The organism is Neorhizobium sp. CSC1952, from assembly GCF_030378245.1.
GTDB lineage: Bacteria > Pseudomonadota > Alphaproteobacteria > Rhizobiales > Rhizobiaceae > Neorhizobium > Neorhizobium oryzae_A.
This window is the reverse complement of sequence record NZ_CP128416.1, coordinates 1805468-1828749: the sequence shown is the minus strand read 5'-3', so window position 1 is coordinate 1828749 and position 23282 is coordinate 1805468. Positions and strand designations below refer to the sequence as shown.

Sequence of the window (23282 nt, the reverse complement as noted above, 5' to 3'; positions counted from 1 at the left end):
CTAACATCTTCGCCATTTGAATGATCGGCGGATGCGGACTATATGAGAAGGTGCACCGAACATTTAAACGGCAATTGCGGGTTAAGATGGGCTCCAACGATTTTATAACACTCTTTTTTCTTGTCGCCGCTGTTCTGATCTTCCTGCAACTGCGCAGTGTGCTTGGCCGGCGGACGGGAAACGAGAAGCCGCCGTTCGATCCCTTCAGTTCCCGGGATGTCGCGAAGAATCCGAACGGCGACGACGGGAAGGTCGTGACGTTGCCGCGCCGTGATTCGCAGGACGATGAGCAGCGCTATGCGGATATCGATGCCGTGGCGAAGCCCGACACGCCGCTGAATGCAGCCCTTCGCGAAATGGTCAAGGTCGATCCCTCCTTCCGCCCCCGCGATTTCCTGAATGGCGCCGGCATGGCCTACGAGATGATCGTCATGGCCTTCGCGGACGGCGACCGGAAGACGTTGAAAGGCCTTCTGTCCAAGGAAGTCTATGACGGGTTCGATGCGGCGATTTCCGAACGTGAAGCCAGGGGTGAGGTCGTGAAATCCACCTTCGTCGGCATCGACAAGGCCGATATCACCCAGGCGGTGATCAAGGATACCGAGGCGCAGATTACGGTCCGCATCGTCAGCCAGTTGATCTCCGCCACCTACGACAAGGCCGGCACGCTGATCGAGGGCGACCAGGAAACTGTCGCGGAGGTCACGGATATATGGACCTTCGCCCGCGATATCCGCTCGCGCGATCCGAACTGGAAGCTGGTCGCCACCGAATCCGAGCAATGACCGGCAGTTTCGCGGATTTCACGCTTCGGCCGGTTCCCTTTTCCGACCTCGCGGGGTGGGAGAATGACGACCCTGCTGTACTCTTTGCCGGTCTGCGGGCCTGCCTGGAGCATATCCGCAAGGTCAAGCCTTACCGCATGGGCTTGCTCGGCCTGACGGCGGACGAGCTTGCCGATTTCATAGAAGGCGTTGGCGATGCGCCGGCGGATCCTGCGTCTGCCCGCGCCCTTTTCGAAGACCGTTGTACGCCGTTCCTCATCTCCCGTACTGACGGCCGGCGCGGCTTCGTCACTGCCTTCTACGAACCCGAGGTCGAGGTATCGGAGACCCGCGACGCGGTCTGGGCCCACCCCTTCTACTATCGGCCGGACGATCTCGTCGATCTCGATGAAACGAACCGGCCGGCCGGAATGGACTCCGGCTACATGTTTGGGCACCGTACGCCTGATGGCATTGGGCCCTATCCGGATCGCGGCGAGATCGATCGCGGCTTTCTCGAGGGCAGGGGTCTGGAGATCGCCTATGCGAAATCGAAGATCGATGTCTTCTTCACCCATGTGCAGGGCGCGGCGCGGCTGAAGTATCCCGACGGAAGAGTGCGGCGGATCACCTATGCGGCCAAGGCAGGCCATCCTTTCTCTCCGGTCGGCAAGCTCCTGATCGATCGCGGCGAGATCGATCCTGCGGAGATTTCCATGCAGAGCATCCGCGCCTGGCTCGCCCGGAATCCGGCTAAGGTCGACGAAGTTCTCTGGCACAATCGATCCTACATCTTCTTTCGCGATGCGGACGTTTCCGATCCGTCGCTCGGGCCCGTCGCCGCCGCCAAGGTGCCGCTGATTGCCGGCCGGTCGCTTGCCGTCGACCGGCAGATCCACACCTTCGGCTTTCCCTTCTTCATCCGCTCCGAAAGCCTCACCCATCTGGATGGCGGAAAGCCGTTCGGGCGGCTGATGCTGGCGCTCGACACCGGTTCGGCGATCGTCGGTCCGGCGCGCGGCGATATCTTCACCGGTTCCGGCTTCGAGGCCGGAGATCTCGCGGGAACGGTGCGCAACGACGCGGATTTCTATATCCTCATCCCCAAGGCGGCAGCCAGCAGGTACGGCGGATGAAGAGCGGTCGCAAACTCGATCCGGAAGAACGCATCCTTTGGGGCAAGGTGGCGAAATCCACCCGTGCGCTGCCGGGCCGGATGAAGGAGATTCTCGAATTCGAGGAAGAGGAGGCGGCAAAGCTTGCCGCTGAGGAAGCGGCGAAGCCGAAACCTGCTCCGGCGCCGGAAAGCCAGCCTGCGGAGATTGCGGCTCCGAAGGCGAGGAAACCCGGCGGCTTTCACCATCCTCTCGAAAAGCCGGTGAAGAAAAAGCTCGCTAAGGGCCGCCTGCCGATCGAAGCGCGCCTTGATCTTCACGGCCTGTTCCAGTCGGAGGCACACGATCTCCTGCTCGATTTTCTGTTCAGGGCGCATGAGCGCGGGCTTCGCCACGTGCTTGTCATAACGGGCAAGGGCAGCTCGATGGGCAGTGAAGGCGCTCTCCGCCGGGCGGTTCCGCTCTGGTTCTCCAAGGCGGAGTTCCGCTTCCTGATCTCGTCTTATGAATGGGCGGCGCGGCATCACGGCGGCGAAGGCGCCATGTATGTGCGGCTCGCCCGCAACCCCAGGGACAATCGGGGAGGTCGGACCCGGGAGGATTGGGGTCGGGAGGATTGGGAATGACGCCTTTCGGTCAGGCACTCAGGGAGCTTCGCCGGCGCAAGGGCGTCACCCAGTGCAAGCTCGCTGAGGCGATCGGCGTCACGCCGGCCTATCTCTCCGCTCTGGAACATGGCCGGCGCGGCAGGCCGACCTTCGAGCTTCTTCAGCGGATCGCCGGCTATTTCAACGTCATCTGGGATGAAGCGGAGGAATTGTTCCGCCTTGCGGATGCGTCCCGGCCGAAAGTGGTGCTGGATACGTCGGGACTTCCGGCCGCATATACGGCCTTCGCCAATCGTCTCGCGCAAGGGATTCGCACTTTGCCGCCGGACGTGATAGAAGAAATGGACACGCTGCTGAAGAAAAGCCGTCTTTCCGGTTAAATTCGGCACGCATCCACGGCTTTCCTGCCGCTTTCACAGGGCTCAACCTTTAGAAACCGCCCCGATTTCCCTATATCTAAGGGTGGAATGGCCGGTGATTCGCTAACCGGCATCTCAAACGAATTGGAAGATATTTGATGACCGATACACCCGTCAGCGAGAATGGCGCGAGTGCCGAATATGGTGCCGACTCGATCAAGGTTCTGAAGGGCCTCGATGCCGTCCGCAAGCGCCCCGGCATGTATATCGGCGACACCGACGACGGCTCCGGCCTGCATCATATGGTCTACGAGGTGGTCGACAATGCGATCGACGAGGCGCTGGCCGGCCACGCCGACCTCGTGACCGTCACCCTCAATCCGGATGGCTCCGTCACCGTGACCGACAACGGCCGCGGCATCCCGACTGCTATCCATAGCGGCGAAGGCGTTTCCGCTGCCGAAGTCATCATGACCCAGCTCCACGCGGGCGGCAAGTTCGACCAGAATTCCTACAAGGTCTCCGGCGGCCTGCACGGCGTCGGCGTTTCGGTCGTCAACGCGCTCTCCGTCTGGCTGAGGCTGCGCATCCGCCGCGATGGCAAGATCCACGAGATCTCCTTCACCCATGGCGTTGCCGACGAGCCGCTCAAGGCGGTCGGCGATTACGAAGGCCGCTCGGGCACCGAGGTCACTTTCCTCGCGAGCCCGGAAACCTTCTCGATGACCGAGTATGATTACAACACGCTCGAGCACCGCCTGCGCGAACTGGCCTTCCTGAATTCCGGCGTCAGAATCCGGCTCACGGACAAGCGTAAGCCGGATATCAAGGAAGAGGAGATGATCTACGACGGCGGCCTCGAAGCCTTCGTCCGTTATCTCGACCGCTCCAAGAAGCCGCTCGTCGACAAGCCGGTCGCCATCAAGGGCGAGAAGGACGGCATCACCGTGGAAGTGGCCATGTGGTGGAACGACAGCTACCACGAAAACGTGCTCTGCTTCACCAACAACATCCCGCAGCGGGACGGCGGCACGCATATGGCCGGTTTCCGCGGCGCGCTGACGCGTCAGGTCACGTCCTATGCCGAGACTTCCGGCATTACCAAGAAGGAAAAGGTTACGCTGCAGGGAGAAGACTGCCGTGAAGGCCTGACCGCCGTCTTGTCCGTCAAGGTTCCGGATCCGAAATTCTCCTCGCAGACCAAGGACAAGCTCGTCTCCTCGGAAGTCCGCCCCGTGGTCGAAAGCCTTGTGAACGAGGCTTTGAACACCTGGTTCGAGGAACATCCGAGTGAAGCGAGGGTCCTGGTCGGCAAGGTGGTCGAGGCCGCCGTCGCCCGCGAGGCGGCCCGCAAGGCCCGCGAGCTGACGCGCCGCAAGGGCGTTCTCGACATCGCCTCGCTGCCCGGCAAGCTCGCCGACTGCTCGGAGCGCGATCCGGCCAAGTCCGAACTCTTCCTCGTCGAAGGTGATTCGGCCGGCGGCTCGGCCAAGCAGGGCCGTTCGCGCGAAAACCAGGCGATCCTGCCGCTGCGCGGCAAGATCCTGAACGTCGAGCGCGCCCGTTTCGACAAGATGCTGTCGAGCCAGGAAATCGGCACGCTGATCACCGCGCTCGGCACGTCGATCGGCAAGGACGAGTTCAATGCCGAGAAGCTGCGCTATCACAAGATCATCATCATGACGGATGCGGACGTCGACGGCGCCCATATCCGCACCCTGCTCCTGACCTTCTTCTTCCGCCAGATGCCGGAGCTGATCGAACGCGGCCATATCTATATCGCCCAGCCGCCGCTCTATAAGGTCACCCGCGGCAAGTCGATCCAGTATCTGAAGAACGAGGCGGCGCTGGAGGAATACCTGATCAGCATGGGCCTCGAAGAGGCGACGCTGACGCTCGGCTCCGGCGAGGTGCGCGCCGGCCAGGACCTCCGCGAAGTCATCCAGGACGCGCTGCGGCTCCGCTCGCTGGTCGACGGCCTGCATTCCCGTTACAACCGGTCGATCATCGAGCAGGCGGCGATCGCTGGCGCGCTGAACCCGGAACTGACGGACAACCGCGAGCGCGCCCAGCAGACGGCCGACGAAGTCGCCCGCCGTCTCGACATGATTGCGGAGGAAACCGAGCGCGGCTGGACCGGCCATGTGACGGGCGAGGGCGGCCTGCGCTTCGAGCGCATGGTCCGCGGCGTCCGTGAGGTTGCGGTTCTCGACGTGGCGCTGATCGGTTCGGCGGATGCCCGCCATATCGACCAGATGACGAAGCGCCTGCAGGAAATCTACCACACGCCGCCGGTTCTTGCCCGCAAGGACGGCGAGCAGGAGATTTCCGGCCCGCGGGCACTCCTCGACTCGATCTTCGCGTCGGGCCGCAAGGGTTTGTCGATGCAGCGCTACAAGGGGCTCGGCGAGATGAATGCCGAGCAGCTCTGGGAAACGACGCTCGATCCCAATGTCCGTTCGCTGCTGCAGGTGAAGGTGAGCGACGCGACCGACGCCGACGGCCTCTTCTCGCGCCTGATGGGCGACGAGGTCGAGCCCCGCCGCGAATTCATCCAGGACAATGCGCTGAGCGTCGCCAATCTCGATATCTGACGAGGTGCATCGCGAGAACAAGGTGGCTCGCGAATTGCCAGGCGATGTCTGGTGGCAAATGTCGCCGAACACTTATCGTCATCCTCGGGCTTGTCCCGAGGATGACGGCGGAGACTTTAGCGGTCGCCCGGCAACGCCGCCTTTATTTGTCCAGCCGAAAAATGTTTCACGTGAATCTTTCCTGTGGATATGGATTCACGTGAAACACATCAGAAAGGAACCGGCCGGCCCTCAAGGCTCGCCGGTGAACTTCCCTTCGAAGGCGATCTCGGAAACCGGCTTCCGCTTGCTCGGCACTTCCCGTTCCCTGAGGTCGTCGGGCAGGGTGCTCTTGTCGGCGATCCGGCCGATCGCCGCCGCCGCCTCGACGCGATACCCTTCCGGAATGCCGAGCACCTCCACGGCCTTCTCCTTGTCGAACCCTTCCATGCCGTGCGCATGATAGCCGAGCTTCATCGCCTGGCAGATGACGGAGAACCAGGCCGCACCCGTATCGTAGGAATGGGTATAGGCGAGCTTCCGTTCGCCGTCCTTGGAAACCCGGTAGGTCTTCGAGACGACAAACATCAGCGCCGCCGCGCTTTTCGCCCAGCGCTGGTTTCCGGGGCTCAGGATGTCGACGAGGACAGGAAAGGCAGGCTTTCCGCGCAGGGCATAGACGAAGCGCCAGGGCTGGTTGTTGCCGGAGGAGGGCGCCCAATGGGCTGCATCCAGTATGGTCAGCATCGTCTCCGGGGTGATCGTCTCGTCGGTGAAGGCGCGCGGCGACCAGCGGTCGAGGAAAAAGACGTCGATCGGGAATTCCGAGTCGCGGGTATTGCTGCTGGTCATGGCATCCTCTTGAAATCACTGTTGCCGATCTGGCCGGAAGGAAAAGAATAGGCCGGTTTGTCCCGTTGGCAACACGCTTCGTTCCCGATGCAAAACGGGGGTGACAAGCCGGGAGGCTTGCTCCATAAAACTCACCGACCAAGTGGAGGGATATCCTTTGAAATTGATGCGCGTTGGCGAGCCGGGCCATGAAAAGCCGGCAATTCTGGACGGCAAGGGCAAGATCCGCGATCTTTCGGGCCATGTGGCCGATATCGCCGGCACGGCCATTTCTTCGGAAGGCCTGGCGAAGATTGCCGCTCTCGATCCGGAAACCCTGCCCGAACTGCAGCCGGCCCGCATCGGCCCCTGCGTCGCCGGCACCGGCAAGTTCATCTGCATCGGTCTCAACTATTCCGATCACGCTGCCGAAACGGGCGCCACCGTTCCGCCGGAGCCGATCATCTTCATGAAGGCGACGTCGGCCATCTGCGGCCCGAACGACGACGTGGTCATTCCGCGCGGCTCCGTGAAGACCGACTGGGAAGTCGAGCTCGGCGTCGTCATCGGCAAGACCGCGAAATATGTCTCCGAAGCCGATGCCCTGGACTATGTTGCCGGCTACTGCCTGACCAACGACGTTTCCGAACGCGCCTTCCAGGCGGAACGTTCCGGCCAATGGACCAAGGGCAAGTCCTGCGATACCTTCGGCCCGATCGGTCCCTGGCTCGTCACGAAGGACGAGGTTGCCGACCCGCAGAACCTCGGCATGTGGCTCACCGTCAACGGCGAAAAGATGCAGAACGGCTCGTCCCGCACCATGGTCTATGGCGTCCGTTATCTCGTCTCCTATCTCAGCCAATTCATGTCGCTGCATCCGGGCGACATCATCTCCACCGGCACCCCGCCGGGCGTCGGCCTCGGCATGAAGCCGCCCCGCTATCTCAAGGCCGGCGATGTCGTCGAACTCGGCATCGAAGGCCTCGGCACGCAGCGCCAGACTTTCGTCGCCGACGTCTGAACCGGAAGCCGCCGACAAGGCATCAAATGATGAGAGGACCCGTGCCTGAGGCGGATACGGGTCCTTGACCGCCATTGGAAGACGGAACTTTAAGCCTTGAATGTCATTGTAAGGACACCAGATGAACTGGGCGTCCACCTGATTTCTTCCCTCGGCAAATCCGGCCGGTATTTCCTCATATGTTGCACCGCAGTAAAAAAGTGCTAGCTTATCCCGCAATTGCTGCTGAACCGATCGGTTCGATATCTCCGTCGAACGCGCTGTCGGAAATCACGAGAGGTGGCACGTCGATGTTCTATCAATTCTACGAGATGAATCACGCGGCCATGGCGCCGTTCCGCGCTGCGGCGGATGCGATGCGCTTCTTCTACGCCAATCCGCTCAATCCCGTGTCGCAGACCGAATTCGGCCGCACGCTGTCGGCAAGCCTCGAAGTCTTCGAGCGCGTGACGCGCCGTTACGGCAAGCCGGAATTCGGTCTTCCCGAGACCGTTGTGGATGGCCGGACGGTGGCGGTCACGGAAGAGGTCGTCTGGAAAAAGCCCTTCTGCGATCTCCTGCATTTCCGCCGCGACCTGCCGGCCGGCCGGGCGGCGGACCAGAAGATCCTGATCGTGGCGCCGATGTCGGGCCACTATGCGACGCTCTTGCGCGGCACGGTCGAGGCGCTTCTTCCGCATGCGGATGTCTACATCACGGATTGGATCGACGCCCGCATGGTGCCGGTCACCGACGGCCGTTTCGACCTCGATGACTACATCGATTACGTCATCGAAATGCTGCATGTCATCGGCGCCGGCACCCATGTCATCGGCGTCTGTCAGCCCTCCGTGCCGGTTCTGGCCGCGGTGGCGGTGATGGAATCGCAGCGGGATTCGATGCTTCCGGCCTCGATGATCCTCATGGGCGGCCCGATCGACACCCGCATCAATCCGACGGCCGTCAATCGGCTCGCGGAGGAACACCCGCTCGAATGGTTCCGCGACAACGTCGTCATGAACGTGCCCTGGCCGCATCCGGGCTTCATGCGCCGCGTCTATCCGGGTTTCCTGCAACTGTCCGGTTTCATGTCGATGAACCTCGACCGGCACCTGATCGCCCATAAGGAATTCTTCGAACACCTGGTCCAGAACGACGGCGAGTCCGCGGAAAAACACCGCGACTTTTACGACGAATACCTGGCGGTCATGGACCTGACCGAGGAATTCTATCTCCAGACGGTCGATACGGTCTTCATCAGGCATTCCCTGCCGAAGGGCGAGATGATGCACCGGGTCACGCCGGTCGATACCAAGGCGATCCGCCATGTGGCGCTGCTGACGATCGAAGGCGAGAACGACGATATCTCCGGTCTCGGCCAGACCAGGGCGGCGCAGACCATCTGCCCGAACATCCCGGACGACATGCGCATGCATTACATGCAGCCCGATGTCGGCCATTACGGCGTCTTCAACGGCTCGCGTTTCCGCCGCGAGATCGCCCCGCGCATCGTTGCATTCACCCAAAAGCATGCCAAGGCGCCGGCCAGGAAAACCCCGGTCAAGCGGGTCATCAAGGGCGGCAAGGCGGGCTGAGCCGGTCCGCATTGCGAATTCCGGCTTATATTTCAGCATTTTCCCCGATTTAATGTTCCGTCTTCTTGAAGGCGGATCATGGTCTCACCAAATCGGATTCAGTCGGGCTGGCACAAGGGCCACCCGCAGAAAACTAGGGTGTGACCTATGAACCAGTCAGCATTGATTCGTCCGGATTGGACGCCGGCCACCATCGCTCTCATGGTGCTCGGTTTCGTGGTCTTCTGGCCTCTGGGCCTGGCCATGCTCGCCTATATCCTCTTCGGAGAAAGGCTCCGCGGCTTCAAGCGCGATGCGAACGATCGCGCCGATCGCATGTTCGCCGGCTGCCGCCGTGCGGGCCGTCGCTACAACACGCATTTCTCCACCGGCAACGTCGCCTTCGACGACTGGCGCAAGGCCGAGCTTGAGCGCCTCGAAGAAGAGCGCCGCAAGCTCGACGAGATGCGCGAAGAGTTCGACAACTACGTCCGCGAGCTCCGCCGCGCCAAGGACCAGGAAGAATTCGACCGCTTCATGCGCGAGCGCAAGAACGGTTCCTCCGGGCAGAACCCGGTCGTGGATCTCTAACGGACGGCTTGGATTCACGTGAAACGTGGTCATGGGCCGGCGTCTTTCGGACGCCGGCTTTTTTATGCTCGGGAATCGGCTAGAAAGGGTTCATGTTCGCGCTTCTGAAAAAGCCTGTCCGTTCGAAATCGAGACCGCTCGAAACGGTGAAGCGCACCCTTCATGTCGGCGACCGGGCGATGCCCCTGACGATCAGGGAAAACCGCCGCGCCACCCGCATCACGCTCAGGATCGAGCCGGGCGGCCGGGCGCTCAACCTCACGGTGCCGGCGGGGCTACGAAGCCGGGAGATCGACGATTTCCTCGACCGGCATCAGGGCTGGCTGTTGACCAAGCTCGCGAAGTTCTCGACCGACAACCCGATCCGCCCCGATGGCCGCATCCCCTTCCGCGGCGTGCCTCATCGCATCGAGCATACCGGCACCCTGCGCGGGCTGACCGAGGCGGTGGTGATCGACGGCGAACCGGTATTGCGGGTCAGCGGCCTCGAGGACCACATGGGCCGGCGGCTCTCCGCCTTCCTCAAGAAGGAGGCGCGCAGGGATCTCGAGGTCCTGGTCGCCCGCCATGCTGCCGCCATCCGCAAGCCGGTCGCCTCCATCGCCATGAAGGATACCCGCAGCCGCTGGGGTTCCTGCTCCTGGGATGGAAACCTGAGCTTTTCCTGGCGCATCGTCATGGCGCCGCCGCTGGTCATCGATTATCTCGCTGCCCACGAGGTGGCGCATCTCAAGGAGATGAACCACGGCCCGAAATTCTGGGCGCTCTGCCGGGAGCTCTGCCCGCGCATGGAAGAAGCCCGCAAATGGCTCAGGCAGCACGGCTCGCAACTGCACGCGATCGATTTTGAATAGTGAGAAGCGGTCGGGCTTTGGTACCCCCCTCTGTCCTGCCGGACATCTCCCCCTCAAGGGGGGAGATCACAAGCGGCATGGCCTTCCCATCAAGGCAATGGCTCGCCGACCTGTACCGCAGTTGTTTGAGGAAGCCCGCGCCCCCACCCGATCTCCCCCCTTGAGGGGAGATGCCCGGCAGGGCAGAGGGGGGTACCACAAGGCAAATCAATGCCTTGAAGAAAACCGCCAGAAAAAACCGCCTCCGTTCATCCCCGCCCCCTCAAACCCGTGCCATCATTCCCCCGTCCCGTTTCGGCTACACCGGTTCAAGCATCGCCGGCGAGACGGGACCGGTGCCCTGGCGGCCTGCCGTTGATGCAGGCGGGCCATCAGGGGCTGCGCAGAAAATGGTCCCCCTCTCGCCTCAAGGCGGGGCGTGCGTGTGTCGCACACAACCCGGCTGGCATCCGCAAGGACGTAAGACCAGACCGCCGCAGAGGGACCGGAGTTGCGCGGAAAAACTGACCGAACGGGACACGTCGCGTGTCACATATAAAAATTCAATACGAGGCACACGACGTGTCCCGGCCGAAACAAGAAATACCGAGATCGCCAAGGGACGAGTCTGTGCGATCCTGCCATTAGTTTTTGGCTGAGTTCGTTTGGAAAAGAGGATTTGCCTCGACTCCGGCAAGATTTCGTGCCACTCCGCACGTCATGAAACCTGACATCAAAATCTGCGGTTTGAAGACGCCGGAGGCTGTCGATCGCGCGGTGGCGCGGGGCGCCACGCATATCGGTTTCATCTTCTTCCCCAAGAGCCCGCGCAACATCCATCCGGATGTCGCCGGCGAGCTTGCCGACCGCGTTCGCGGCCGGGTGAAGATCGTCGCGGTGACCGTCGATGCCGTTGACGAGGAACTCGACGATATCGTCTCGCTGCTGCGGCCGGATATCCTGCAGCTCCACGGTAATGAGAGCCCGGAACGGGTGCTGCATGTGAAGGCGCTTTACGGCCTGCCGGTCATGAAGGTGTTTTCGGTGCGGGAAGCCGGCGATCTCGGCCGCATCGATCCTTATATCGGCGTCGCTGACCGCTTCATGTTCGACGCCAAGGCGCCCAAAGGTTCGGAACTGCCCGGCGGCAATGGCGTTTCCTTCGACTGGAGTCTCATGGCTTCGCTTGACGAGAGCGTGGATTACATGCTTTCCGGAGGATTGAACAAGGATAATGTCGCTCTTGCGCTCGCGTCCACGAAGGCAAGGGGTATCGATACGTCGTCCGGCGTGGAAAGCGCGCCGGGCATCAAGGACCTTGGAATGATCGATGCGTTTTTCGATGCCGTCGCAGCCGCGGGGCGCAAAAGCGTATGAGGAGTTGAGAGTGAACCAGACGCCAAAACCCAATTCGTTCCGATCCGGCCCCGATGAGGACGGCCGGTTCGGCATTTTCGGCGGGCGCTTCGTCGCCGAAACGCTGATGCCGCTGATCCTGGATCTCCAGGGCGAATGGGAAAAGGCGAAGAACGATCCGGCCTTCCAGAAGGAACTGGCCGATCTCGGCGCCCATTACATCGGCCGCCCGAGCCCGCTCTATTTCGCCGAACGCCTGACCGAGCATCTCGGCGGCGCGAAGATCTACTTCAAGCGCGAAGAGCTGAACCACACGGGTTCGCACAAGATCAACAATTGCGTCGGCCAGATCCTGCTGGCGAAGCGCATGGGCAAGACCCGCATCATCGCGGAAACCGGGGCCGGCCAGCATGGCGTGGCCTCCGCCACCGTCTGTGCCCGTTTCGGCTTCCCCTGCGTCGTCTACATGGGCGCCACCGATGTCGAGCGCCAGGCGCCGAACGTCTTCCGCATGAAGCTCCTGGGCGCCGAAGTGAAGCCGGTCACGGCCGGCAGCGGCACGCTGAAGGACGCCATGAACGAGGCGCTGCGCGACTGGGTCACCAATGTCGAGAACACCTATTACCTGATCGGCACCGCCGCCGGCCCGCATCCCTATCCGGAGCTCGTCCGCGATTTCCAGTCCGTCATCGGCAAGGAAGCCCGCGAGCAGATCCTTGAAGCCGAAGGCCGGCTGCCCGATCTCGTCGTTGCCGCCGTCGGCGGCGGCTCGAACGCGATCGGCATCTTCCATCCCTTCCTGGATGACGAAAGCGTGCAGATCGTCGGCGTCGAGGCGGGTGGCCGCGGTCTCGAAGGCGTCGAGCACTGCGCTTCGATCACCGCCGGCAGCCCCGGCGTTCTGCATGGCAACCGCACCTACCTCCTGCAGGATCCCGACGGCCAGATCCTCGAAGGCCATTCGATCTCGGCGGGCCTCGATTATCCGGGCATCGGCCCGGAACACAGCTGGCTGCATTCCACCGGCCGTGTCGAATACGTGCCGATCATGGACCAGGAAGCGCTCGATGCCTTCCAGACCCTGACCCGCCTCGAAGGCATCATTCCGGCGCTGGAGGCGAGCCACGCGATCGCCGAAGTCATCAAGCGGGCGCCCAGGATGCGCAAGGACCAGATCATCGTGATGAACCTCTCCGGTCGCGGCGACAAGGACATCTTCACGGTCGGCAAGATACTCGGAGTGGAACTCTGATATGACAGCTCGTATGGACAATCGTTTCGCGGCTCTCAAGTCCGAGGGCCGCCCCGCCCTGATCACCTATTTCATGGGCGGCGATCCGGATTTCGACACTTCGCTCGGCATCATGAAGGCGCTTCCTGCAGCCGGCGCCGATATCATCGAGCTCGGCATGCCCTTTTCCGATCCGATGGCGGACGGCCCGGCGATCCAGTTGGCCGGCCAGCGCGCCCTGAAGGGCGGCCAGACGCTCGCCAGGACGCTCGAGCTCGCCCGCAAGTTCCGCGAGAGCGACGACGAGACGCCGATCGTCATGATGGGCTACTATAACCCGATCTATATTTACGGCGTCGACAGGTTCCTGGACGATGCGCTTACCGCCGGCATCGATGGCCTGATCGTCGTCGACCTGCCGCCGGAAATGGACGACGAACTCTGCATCCCGGCTCTGAAGAAGGGCATCAACTTCATCCGCCTTGCGACGCCGACCACCGACGACAAGCGCCTCCCGGCGGTTCTGAAGAACACCTCCGGCTTCGTCTATTACGTCTCGATGACTGGCATCACCGGGTCTGCGCTGCCGGACCCGTCGCTGGTCTCGGGTGCCGTCAACCGGATCAAGGGTCATACCAGCCTTCCGGTCTGCGTCGGCTTCGGCGTCAAGACGGCCGACCATGCCAAGGCGATCGGCGCTGCGGCCGATGGCGTCGTCGTCGGCACGGCGATCGTCGCCCAGATCGCCGGCAGCCTGACGAAGGACGGAAAGGCGGGCCCCGATACGATCGCTTCCGTTGCGACGCTGGTAAGGGGGCTCGCGACCGGCGTGCGGGCCGCGCGCCTTGTTGCCGCCGAATAGTTTCCCACATAAGGCAAAGTTTAAAGCGGAGTACGCCAAGTGAACTGGATCACCAACTACGTCCGGCCGCGCATCAACTCCATGCTGGGCCGCAGGGAAGTCCCTGAGAATCTCTGGATCAAGTGCCCGGAAACCGGGGAGATGGTCTTCCACAAGGACCTGGAAGAGAACAAGTGGGTCATTCCCGCCTCCGGTTTCCACATGAAGATGCCGGCCAAGGCCAGGCTTGCCGATCTCTTCGATGGCGGCGTCTACGAATCGTTGCCGCAGCCGAAGGTCGTTCAGGATCCGCTGAAATTCCGCGATTCGAAACGGTATATCGACCGTCTGAAGGACAGCCGCACCAAGACCGAGCAGGAAGATACGATCCTGGCCGGCATCGGTCAGGTCCAGGGCGTGAAGCTCGTCGCCGTCGTGCATGAATTCAATTTCATCGGCGGTTCGCTCGGCATGGCCGCCGGTGAGGCGATCGTGAAGGCCTGCGAGCGGGCGCTTGCGGAAAAATGCCCGCTGGTCATCTTCCCCGCTTCCGGCGGCGCCCGCATGCAGGAAGGCATCCTGTCGCTGATGCAGCTTCCGCGCACCACGGTGGCGGTCGACATGCTGAAAGAGGCGGGCCTGCCCTATATCGTCGTGCTGACCAATCCGACGACCGGCGGCGTTACCGCCTCCTATGCCATGCTCGGCGATGTCCATATCGCCGAGCCGGGTGCCGAGATCGGCTTTGCGGGAAAACGCGTCATCGAACAGACGCTGCGCGAAAAGCTTCCCGAAGGCTTCCAGACTTCGGAATATCTGCTGGAGCATGGCATGGTCGACATGGTCGTGAAGCGCCACGATATTCCCTCGACGCTCGCCAGGCTTCTGAAGATGCTGATGAAACAGCCGGTCAGGCAGCCGGCTTCCGCGCCGGTCGCGATCAGCGCCTGATCATCGGGATCATTGAAAGCCGGAGCGGCGGGATGACCACTATGAATGAAGCCGCGGCAAGCGAAGCCGAAAAGGAAATCGAGCATCTGATGACCCTTCATCCGAAGGGCTTCGATATGTCGCTCGAGCGGATTTCGCGGCTTCTGGAGGTTCTCGGCAATCCTCATCTGAAACTGCCTCCGGTCATCCATGTGGCCGGCACCAACGGCAAGGGCTCCGTGACCGCCTTCTGCCGCGCGCTTCTCGAAGCGGGCGGTTATTCGGTCCATGTCGATACCTCGCCGCACCTGGTCAACTGGCATGAGCGGTATCGGATCGGGGTGAAGGGTGGCCGGGGCCAGCTTGTCTCGGATGCCGATCTTGCCGATGCGCTGCGCCGGGTCGGAGAAGCGAATGCCGGCCAGACGATCACCGTCTTCGAAATCCTGACCGCCGTCAGCTTTCTTCTCTTCTCCGAGAAACCGGCCGATGCCGTGATCCTGGAAGTCGGCATGGGCGGCCGATTCGATTCCACCAATGTGGTTCCGAACCCCGCAGTCTCGGTGATCATGCCGATCTCGCTCGATCACCAGGCCTATCTCGGCGATCGGGTGGAACTGATTGCCGCCGAAAAGGCCGGCATCATGAAGCGGGGTTGCCCGGTTGTCATCGGCCAGCAGGAATTCGAAGCCGCCCGCGAGGTGCTGGTTTCGACCGCCGAAAGGCTCGGCTGTCCGGTGGCCGTCTATGGCCAGGATTTCTCGGCGCATGAGGAGTTCGGGCGGCTGCTCTATCAGGACGAATTCGGCCTCGCCGATCTTCCGCTGCCGAGGCTGCCTGGCCGGCATCAATATGCCAATGCGGCGGCGGCCATCCGCGCGGTCAAGGCCGCAGGCTTCACCGTCACCGAAGCCGTAATGGAAAAGGCGATGGCGATGGTCGAATGGCCCGCCCGCCTGCAGCGTCTGACGGAAGGCAAGCTGCTGCAACACGCGCCGGCGGGTGCCGAAATCTGGGTGGATGGCGGCCACAATCCCGGTGCCGGCGAGGTGATCGCCGAGGCCATGGTGGCTTTCGAGGAGCGCCAGCCGCGGCCGCTCTATATCATTGCCGGCATGATCAACACGAAAGACCCCGTCGGTTATTTCCGCGCCTTCGCGGATATCGCCGAACATGTCTTCACCGTGAGGATCCGCGGCAGCGAGGCGGCGCTCGATCCGGTGGTTCTCGCCCATTCTGCCTTCGATGCCGGGCTTGTCGCCGAGCCGGCGGGCTCGATTGCGGAAGCGCTGCAGGAAATCACCCGCAGGCAGCTGCCGGGCAGCCCGCCGCCGCGCATCCTGATCGGCGGCTCGCTTTATTTCGCCGGCAATGCGCTCGCCGACAACGGCACACCCCCGACGTGACCGGATAATCCGGGAAAGATCCGGCGCGATTTTTCCGCCGGCCAGGCAAAGAAAAAGCCCGGCTGCAGGGAGAAGCCGGGCTTTTTCATGAGGTCACTGCACTGCACTTACAAGTTATGCCGCGCTGGAGATCCAGGCCGAAAGGGCGGTCTTCGGAGCGGCGCCGACCTTGATGTCGGCCACTTCACCGTCCTTGAACATGGCGAGCGTCGGGATCGAACGCACGCCGAACTGGGCGGCAAGTTCCGGGTTTTCGTCGATATTCAGCTTCGCGACCTTTACCTTGCCGGCGAGTTCGGTGGCGATTTCCTCGAGGCTCGGAGCGATCATCTTGCACGGACCGCACCATTCGGCCCAGAAATCCACGACGACCGGCTCGGCGGAGTTGAGGACTTCGGTCTGGAAATTGCTGTTATCGACCTTAACGGTAGCCATAGGGCTCTCCTTCACGATTCTCTGTTGAGTTAAATGTGAGACGCGCGCTCAAAGTTTTCAATGGCCCTCATCTCACTTTGTTTTGAGTTCCGCAAGCGAACGTGACAGCAGGTCCGGCGGCAGCGTGATCACCCCGGCCGATTCGGTGTAGACGAGCACGCACTGGAAGGTCTTGCCGGGATAAAGCGGCTTCAGGATTTCCCGGTAGATGGCGAGCTGGGCACGATGCGCCGGCGGCACTTCCTCCGGTCCCTTCGGCGGCACGCGGTTGGTCTTGTAGTCGAGGATGATGACTTCGGTCTCGGTCACCACCAGCCGGTCGATACGGCCGGAAATCGCGTAATCCTTCCCTTCAAGCGCCAGCGTGCCCATGATCGAGACTTCCGACTGGCTTCGCTCGGAAAAGACCGGCACGAGCTCCTCATGGGCAAGCACGGACATCACGGAGGCCACGAGGTTGTCGCGCTCCGCAGCCGGCCAGAAGCGGGCGGCGCGCTCCGCATAGCGCCGAGCCGCTGCCTCCCGTTCGTGATTGGGAAACTCGGTCAGCATCTGCAGCATGCGGTGGACGAGCTTGCCCTTCTGGAGCGCAAGGCCGGCACTTTGCTTTTCCCCGAACAGCCGCGATGTGACGATCAGGTCGTCCGCCTCATCGTCGATCATCGTGCCGGCACCGGAGGGCGAAAGCGGCCGCGGCAGCATCTTTTGAGCCGGCAGGGGCCGGAAAAGGGCAGAGGGCAGCGGCCGGTTCTCGTCCGGCCCGGCCTGCTTGTGCTCCGCCTTGCCAATACGGGTGGAGGAGGCGGGCAGCCGCCATTGGAAGCCGGCCCATTCGCCGTCCGGCCCGTGGAATTGCGCCGGGCTGCAATGGTGTTGGTCGGCCGAAAGAGCCTTGGAGATCATCGCCTGCCAGGTGTCCGGATTTTCGCGGGCTCCCCGGTAGCCGCAGACGATCAGACGGTCGGCGGCGCGGGTCATGCCGACATAGAGCAGCCGGCGATATTCCTCCTCGGTCGATTTCCTGATCCGCTCGTCATCGGCCGCGGTGACGGCATTGCTCAGCGTCTTGCCCGGAACCCAGGCCGGTACCTCCTCGTCGCCGATCCGGAGCAGCCGGAATCTCGGCACATGCGAGGAGATGAAAGCTTTCGAGCCGCTATCGACCAGGAAGACGACCGGTGCCTCCAGGCCCTTGGACGCATGCACGGTCATGATCCGCACCTCGTTGCGGCCGCCGTCCTGCTCGCGCTTCACCTCCGGCGATTCGAGTTCCAGCGTCGAAATGAAGGCCTGCAGGCCGGGCAGGCCGTTGGTTTCGTGGTCGAGCGCGAAAGTCAGGAACTCGTCGAGGATGTCACCTGCCTCGGTGCCGAGCCGGCCGAGGAATTTCCGCCGTCCGCCGTACTGGCCGAGGATCCGGGCGAAGAGATCGTGCGGGCTGAGCTGCCGAGACAGCAGGAGCAGATGCTGCAGCCGGTCCGCGGCGTCGCGGAAACGCAGCGGCTGTTCGTCGGCTAACCGGTTGAGCTGCGCCCAGGCGCTCGCATTGTCCGCTCGCAGGGCTGCGACCTCGAAGACATCCTCTTCGGAAAGGTTGAACAGCGGGCTTTTCAGCAGTGCCGCCAGCGAAAGGTCGTCCTGCGGCAGCAGCAGGAAGCGGCCGAGCGCCAGAAGGTCCTGCACGGCGATATGGCTCGTCAGCCGCAGCCGGTCGGCGCCGGCGACGGGAATGTTGTCGCGGCGTTTGAGCGCCCGGGTCAGCGCATTGACGAAGGCATCGCGTTTGCGGACCAGGACGAGAATGTCGCCGGGCTCGATCGGCCGCCCAACAGGACCATTCGGGCCCTTTTCGATGATCGTTTCCTTGCCGATCATCTCGCCGATCCGGTTGGCGATCCGGCCTGCGAGAATGGCCGATGGGGCCTTGTCCGGCGTCGAATCGAAGGGCGCGGTCCAGTCCTCTTCCTGCTCCGAGACCTCCGGCACCACCACATCCCAGAGATCGACGGCGCCCGGATGGCCGATCCGGTTGGAACGGTGCTGCACCGGATCGCCGGTCGCGCTGAGGCCTTGCGCATTGTCGTCCAGCGAGAAGACCTGGTCGACGGCCGCAAGCACGTCGGCCGTCGAGCGGAAGGAGAGCGGCAGACGGATCGCATGGAACGGCTGGTCGCTGCCGCGTACCCGCTTTTCCGTCTCCCTGCGCTCCTCCGCGAACCGTTCCGGCCGCGCTCCCTGGAAGGAATAGATCGACTGCTTCTCGTCGCCCACGGCAAAGATGGTGCGGCGCGTCTCGCGGGCGCTGGTGCCGGAATAGAAATCCTCGGCCAGCGACTTGATCACCGTCCACTGGATCGGGCTGGTATCCTGCGCTTCGTCGACGAGGATGTGGTCGATGCCCTGGTCGAGCTTGTAATGCACCCAGGCGCCGACGCCGTCGCGTGTCAGAAGATCGGCGGTGCGGGCGATCAGGTCCTCGAAGTCGAGCAGGCTTCGCTGCTTCTTCAGGTCCTCGTAATCGTCGTTGAGCCGCTGGGCGAGCGTCAGCGCCGCCTTGGTGGCGGCAAACATCCGCACGAGCCGCAGCCGGCCGCGGCTTTCCACGACATGGCTGCGGGCGGCATCGATCGCGCCGGCAAGTTCCGGTGCCGTGGTCACCATGGCCTTGGCGATGAGAGGGCTATCCGCCTTGGGCTTGCCTTCGCGGGTAAGAAAAATCTGGTCGAGATGCTGGGCGCGCTTGAAGACATCCGGCTCTCTCGCGACCAACCGCAGCCCATAGGCGACTTCGCCGGCCTTCGATCCGCCCTTCTGGTCGGCCAGCGCGAGATAGAGATCGAGCGTCAGGCCGGAAAGGCCCGGCAGGGGCCAGTAGCCGGCTGCAATGCTCTCTTCCGTATCGACCGGATCGAGACCGAGGGCGCGCTTGAGCTCGACGCCGATGCCGCCATGCCGTTCCGCTTGAGCGACGAAGCGGCGGATCGCCGTCCGGTTGGCGACGATGTCGGAAAGCAGGGTTTCCAGCCCGGATTCGTCGCCGAGATCGAGCACATGCGCGAAGGCTTCGGCAAGCTCGGGATCGTCTTCGGCGGATGTCGCCGTCAGCAGCGAGCGCCTCGCCTCGGCAAGCAGGGAGGAAGCGGCCCGGTCGTCGAGCACGGAGAAGTGCCCCGCGACATTGGCTTCCAGCGGAAACTGGTGCAGCAGCGCCTCGCAGAAGGCATGGATCGTCTGGATCTTCAATCCGCCGGGCGTTTCCAGCGCCTTGGCGAACAGGCGCCGCGCTTCCGCGAGCTTGAAGGAATCCGGATCCGAACCCTCGATCGCAGCGATCTTTTTGCGAAGCTCCTCGTCCGAAAGCACCGTCCATTCGGACAGCCGCTGGAAGACGCGGTTCGACATTTCCGAGGCCGCCGCCTTGGTGTAGGTGAGGCAGAGGATGGAAGAGGGCCGGCAGCCGGAAAGCAGCAGCCGGATGACACGCTGGGTCAGCACATGCGTCTTGCCGGAGCCGGCATTGGCCGAAACCCAGGCGGAACTCACCGGATCGGAGGCGAGCGATTGCTGTACCGTCGTCCAGTCGATCCATTTGATCGGATCGTCGCTCTCGGGGAGTTTAAGGGGAGAAAAGTCACTCATCCGCTTCGGCCTCCCCCTCGTCGTCCGCCGTCGACCATTCCGCCACGCGGGCGAGATGGTCGTATTCGCCGCCGAAATCGCCTTGGCTGAACGGGATGAGCCGCGCTGCGAAACCGGCTTCGCCATTGCGCAGCGTGATGACGAACCGCGTCAACTGTTCGAGCGATTCCTGCGCCAGGTCGAGCGCCGATTTCGGCTGGCGCTTTGCGGTGGCGCCTGAACCCTCGTTGTTGACCTTCTCCGCCTTGAAGCGGTCACCGGGTCGCAGCCGGACATAGAGGAGGTCGCCCGGCGTCAGGGAACCGACGTTCCGGAATGCTCCCGCCCGCAGGGCGGCTGCTTCCAGGGCAAGCTGCGGGTCGAGCAGCGCCCGCGCCTGGGAGACGGAGGGGCTGAGGCCCGTCTTGTAGTCCACGAGATCGGCGAGCCCCGACCCCTTGATGTCGATCCGGTCGGCAATGCCGGTGACGCGGATGCCGGCGGGCTCCACCTCCCAGCCGGCGCCGGCTTCGGTCAGCGTCCTGCGGATATCCGGCGCGCGCTCCGCCTCCCAATCGAGGAAGGCGCGGGCGACCTGCCGGAAGCGCGGCCGCCAGACGCGGTCGATATACGGCGGCAGCTGTTCGGCATCGAACAGTTCTTCGGTGATCCGCCCCATCGCCTCAATCGCCGCCGGCGAACCGGGCTTGTGGCCCTCGCGCGTATAGTGGTCGATGATCGCGTGATAGAGCGTGCCGCGCTCGGAGGCGCCGGGATCGCGGTTGAAGGGATCGAGCGGATCGAGCTTCAGGATGCGCCGGGCATAGACGGAATAGGGGTCGCGGCGCAGCCGGCCTACCTCGCTGAACGAGTAGCTCCTGGGCTGCAGTTCCGCAGGCGGTTTCGGAGCAGGTCTTTTAGCCGGCTGCTGGTTCTCGCCCGCATCGACCGCCGAGGCCCATTGGCGATACTGTTCGCCGCGGGCTTTGAGCTCGTCTGCGAATGCCTTGCCGCCGAGCGCCAGCAATCTCTGCAGCCAGCGGGAGGCGACGGTCGGCGTCGATCCCTGCCGCATCGAGCGGGAAAGGATAAGGTTGCGCGTGCCGCAGGCCATTTCGAAGTCATGGGCGAGCTGGCCGATCCGCCGTTCGGGCGGTTCGAGGCCCATATCGGTTTTCATCGTGCGGGAGAGGAATGGGTTGTTGACGGTCTGGCCCGGCCAGGAACCTTCGTTCAGACCGCCGAGGATCATCGTATCGACGCTCTGCAGCCGCGCTTCCAGAGTGCCGAAGATGAAGACGCGCGGATGGCTGAGCGAACGGGGTTTCACCGCCTCGCCGGTCGTCAGCGCCATGACGATGTCGATCCATTGCGGACCGTCCGCCTCCATCTGTCCTTCGGTCGCGATGACTTCCGAGAGCAGCCCCGCCAGTCTTTCGCCGGCTTCGCCGGACCAGAGGCCGGCAAGATTGTCCCGCTCGTCGATGGTGACGGCTTCCAGCGCCCGGCCGGTGCGCTCCGCCCAATCGGAAAGCGTGAGCTTCGTGGTCAGGCCGCGGCCGTCGGACCGGCGGCGCACGAAAGCGGACGCGAGCGGTTCGACGGCCTTTGCCAGCCGCCGGGCGAGATCGCGGACTCCGTCCGCGGCATCCTCCGGCAGCGACAGCCGCCAATGTGGCGGATGTCTGTCTTCGCGCTGCGCGGCAAGCTGTTCGTCGAGCAAAGGCTCCAGCGCCGAGATGTCCATGTCGCCGGTGCCGCCCCGCAGCGCCAGCACTTCCAGCGCTTCCACGGCCGAACGCAAATCGGGTGCCGGCAAGCCGAGGCGGACGAGGGGGTGCTTGAGCAATCCCACGATCGCCACGGGGTCGCCGGGCCTCAATGCCGCTTCGAGGAGGAGTTGAGTGAGCGTGCCCTGCAGCGTGCCGGAAAGGGCCGAACCGGCCGAATCGTCGGCGACGACGCCGAAGCGCGCAAGTTCGGCGGTGACGCGGCGGGCCAGCGCGCGGTCCGGAGTGATCAGCGCCGCCTGGGCCTCGCCGCCCTCTCTGCCGGGCTGCTCGAGCGCCAGCCGCAACGCTATCGCGATGGCGACCGCTTCTTCGCGCTCGTTCGAGGCCTCGATGAGCGAGACATCCGCGAAGGCCTGGCTGAGGAAGTGCGGATCGGCCGCCTCTCGCCAGGTGCTCCAGCGGTCGGTGGCCTTGGCCGGCACCAGCGCCTGGGAAATCGCTTCGGCCCGGAAAGCGAGGTCGGACGGCACGGCACCCAGCACCTCGACGTCTTCCCGCGTCACCTCCAGCTTCCTGAGCAGCCGCGACAGGCCGAATTGCGGATGGCTCCGGCTCGCGGGCTCCAGCTTGCCGTCAGGGGTTTCTTCGCCGATCATCGCCCATTGTTCGGCCGGCATCGAAAGGTCGAGGCCCGGCAGCACGACGGTGCCGTTCGGCAGCCTGGAAATGGCGGCGATCAGATCGGCGGCCGCCGGCACCGAACCGGTGGAGCCCGCGACGATGACCGGCCCCTTGTGATCCCGGGAAGCGATCCGCCGGGCCTCGCCGCGCAGGATCGCCGCCTGGTGCTTTGCCGGCGAGGAACGGCGCAGTTCCTCGAGCCTAGCCGGCCAGAAGGCGCTGGCGATCGACAGGAATTCGGCGGTCAATTGCCACCAGAGCGCATGTTCGCCGGTATCGAGCTTCTTGAGGTCGGTCCAGTCGCGCTCTTCCGTCTCGACGGCATCGATCAGTTCGGCAAGCGCCCGGGCAAGCCAGATGGCATCGGCGGGGCTCGCCGGCGCCACGAGCGGCGATTGCGAATGCACGTCGAGCACGATCTTCGGGAGCTGGTTGCGCCAGGCGAGGATCAGCTGCCCGAGTTCCAGGAGCCTGGCCGTGCCGCCGATCGGCAGTGCCAGATCCATTTCCTCCGGCGCCACGAGATCGAAATAGCCGCTGTCGTCGTCGGTCTCGCCAAGGGGACGGATGACCGGCAATATGGCGGAGCGCCCACCGAGCAGATCGACGAATTCCGAGCGCAGCACGCGGGCCGACCGGCGCGTCGGCACGAAGATCGTCACGTCGGCGAGAGAGAGCGGATCGGAGGGATCGTAGCGGAAGGTTTCGTTGAGCCGGCCGTCGCAGAGTGCCGTGGCAACGGTCTTCAGGAACGGCGCCCCGGCGGGAATGGAGAAGACCCGTTTCTGCCGGGCGGACATGGG

At 63.5% G+C, this 23282-nt stretch carries 18 protein-coding genes; 14 read left to right on the top strand and 4 right to left on the bottom strand.

Features of this window, described 5'->3' with window-relative positions; all coding sequences use genetic code 11:
• Nucleotides 1-86 precede the first annotated feature (86 nt).
• From QTA58_RS09185 to gyrB, 5 genes are all read left to right on the top strand, one after another.
• Nucleotides 87-785 carry a Tim44/TimA family putative adaptor protein gene (locus tag QTA58_RS09185; RefSeq protein WP_085421609.1) on the top strand — a complete coding sequence of 233 codons (699 nt, stop codon included), beginning with the start codon at nt 87-89 and terminating at the stop codon, nt 783-785.
• Nucleotides 782-1900 carry a murein transglycosylase A gene (locus tag QTA58_RS09180; protein ID WP_289672529.1) on the top strand — a complete coding sequence of 373 codons (1119 nt, stop codon included), beginning with the start codon at nt 782-784 and terminating at the stop codon, nt 1898-1900. Before QTA58_RS09185 ends, QTA58_RS09180 begins: the two co-directional genes overlap by 4 nt.
• Nucleotides 1897-2505 (top strand): Smr/MutS family protein, encoded by a 609-nt coding sequence (locus tag QTA58_RS09175; protein WP_289672528.1) that lies wholly within the window; start codon nt 1897-1899, stop codon nt 2503-2505. Before QTA58_RS09180 ends, QTA58_RS09175 begins: the two co-directional genes overlap by 4 nt.
• Complete coding sequence (locus tag QTA58_RS09170; RefSeq protein ID WP_289672527.1) at nt 2502-2867, top strand: helix-turn-helix domain-containing protein; 366 nt, start codon at nt 2502-2504, stop codon at nt 2865-2867. The genes QTA58_RS09175 and QTA58_RS09170 overlap by 4 nt, the downstream gene beginning before the upstream one ends.
• 137 nt (nt 2868-3004) lie before the next feature.
• On the top strand, nt 3005-5440 hold the full coding sequence (gene gyrB / locus QTA58_RS09165; RefSeq protein WP_085421613.1) for a DNA topoisomerase (ATP-hydrolyzing) subunit B: 2436 nt from the start codon (nt 3005-3007) through the stop codon (nt 5438-5440).
• Between the two features lie 231 nt (nt 5441-5671).
• Here the strand turns inward: gyrB and QTA58_RS09160 are convergent, their stop codons facing one another.
• Nucleotides 5672-6271, bottom strand: coding sequence for a nitroreductase family protein (locus QTA58_RS09160; RefSeq protein ID WP_289672526.1), 600 nt, complete (start codon nt 6269-6271; stop codon nt 5672-5674).
• 157 nt (nt 6272-6428) lie between these two features.
• Between QTA58_RS09160 and QTA58_RS09155 the strand changes: the two genes are divergently transcribed.
• From QTA58_RS09155 to QTA58_RS09115, 9 genes are all read left to right on the top strand, one after another.
• Nucleotides 6429-7271 (top strand): fumarylacetoacetate hydrolase family protein, encoded by an 843-nt coding sequence (locus QTA58_RS09155; RefSeq protein WP_289672525.1) that lies wholly within the window; start codon nt 6429-6431, stop codon nt 7269-7271.
• 290 nt (nt 7272-7561) lie between these two features.
• Nucleotides 7562-8845 carry a polyhydroxyalkanoate depolymerase gene (phaZ, locus tag QTA58_RS09150; RefSeq protein ID WP_085421616.1) on the top strand — a complete coding sequence of 428 codons (1284 nt, stop codon included), beginning with the start codon at nt 7562-7564 and terminating at the stop codon, nt 8843-8845.
• A gap of 147 nt (nt 8846-8992) precedes the next feature.
• Nucleotides 8993-9415, top strand: a complete 423-nt coding sequence (locus tag QTA58_RS09145; protein ID WP_085421617.1) for a DUF2852 domain-containing protein — start codon at nt 8993-8995, stop codon at nt 9413-9415.
• Nucleotides 9416-9507: 92 nt separating this feature from the next.
• Nucleotides 9508-10269: a M48 family metallopeptidase gene (locus QTA58_RS09140; RefSeq protein WP_289672524.1), complete on the top strand. Its 762-nt coding sequence runs from the start codon at nt 9508-9510 to the stop codon at nt 10267-10269.
• Between the two features lie 699 nt (nt 10270-10968).
• The gene (locus tag QTA58_RS09135; RefSeq protein ID WP_289672523.1) at nt 10969-11625 is read left to right on the top strand and encodes a phosphoribosylanthranilate isomerase; all 657 of its coding nucleotides are present in this window, start codon (nt 10969-10971) and stop codon (nt 11623-11625) included.
• A 10-nt stretch (nt 11626-11635) separates the two neighbouring features.
• A complete protein-coding gene (gene trpB / locus QTA58_RS09130; RefSeq protein WP_289672522.1) occupies nt 11636-12856 on the top strand; it encodes a tryptophan synthase subunit beta in 1221 nt (406 codons plus the stop codon).
• Between the two features lies 1 nt (nt 12857).
• Nucleotides 12858-13697 (top strand): tryptophan synthase subunit alpha, encoded by an 840-nt coding sequence (gene trpA / locus QTA58_RS09125; protein WP_289672521.1) that lies wholly within the window; start codon nt 12858-12860, stop codon nt 13695-13697.
• A gap of 39 nt (nt 13698-13736) precedes the next feature.
• Nucleotides 13737-14627 (top strand): acetyl-CoA carboxylase, carboxyltransferase subunit beta, encoded by an 891-nt coding sequence (accD, locus tag QTA58_RS09120; protein WP_085421622.1) that lies wholly within the window; start codon nt 13737-13739, stop codon nt 14625-14627.
• Nucleotides 14628-14659: 32 nt separating this feature from the next.
• Nucleotides 14660-16012 carry a folylpolyglutamate synthase/dihydrofolate synthase family protein gene (locus tag QTA58_RS09115; RefSeq protein WP_234811087.1) on the top strand — a complete coding sequence of 451 codons (1353 nt, stop codon included), beginning with the start codon at nt 14660-14662 and terminating at the stop codon, nt 16010-16012.
• Nucleotides 16013-16126: 114 nt separating this feature from the next.
• Here QTA58_RS09115 and trxA read toward each other — a convergent pair whose 3' ends face one another.
• The 3 genes from trxA to addB all read right to left on the bottom strand — a co-directional run bounded on the left by trxA (nt 16127) and on the right by addB (nt 23279).
• Nucleotides 16127-16447, bottom strand: coding sequence for a thioredoxin (trxA, locus tag QTA58_RS09110; RefSeq protein WP_085421623.1), 321 nt, complete (start codon nt 16445-16447; stop codon nt 16127-16129).
• Between the two features lie 72 nt (nt 16448-16519).
• Nucleotides 16520-20086, bottom strand: coding sequence for a double-strand break repair helicase AddA (gene addA / locus QTA58_RS09105; protein ID WP_289672520.1), 3567 nt, complete (start codon nt 20084-20086; stop codon nt 16520-16522).
• Entirely contained in the window at nt 20079-23279 is a 3201-nt protein-coding gene (gene addB / locus QTA58_RS09100; RefSeq protein ID WP_289672519.1) for a double-strand break repair protein AddB, read from the bottom strand. Before addB ends, addA begins: the two co-directional genes overlap by 8 nt.
• Nucleotides 23280-23282 lie beyond the last annotated feature (3 nt).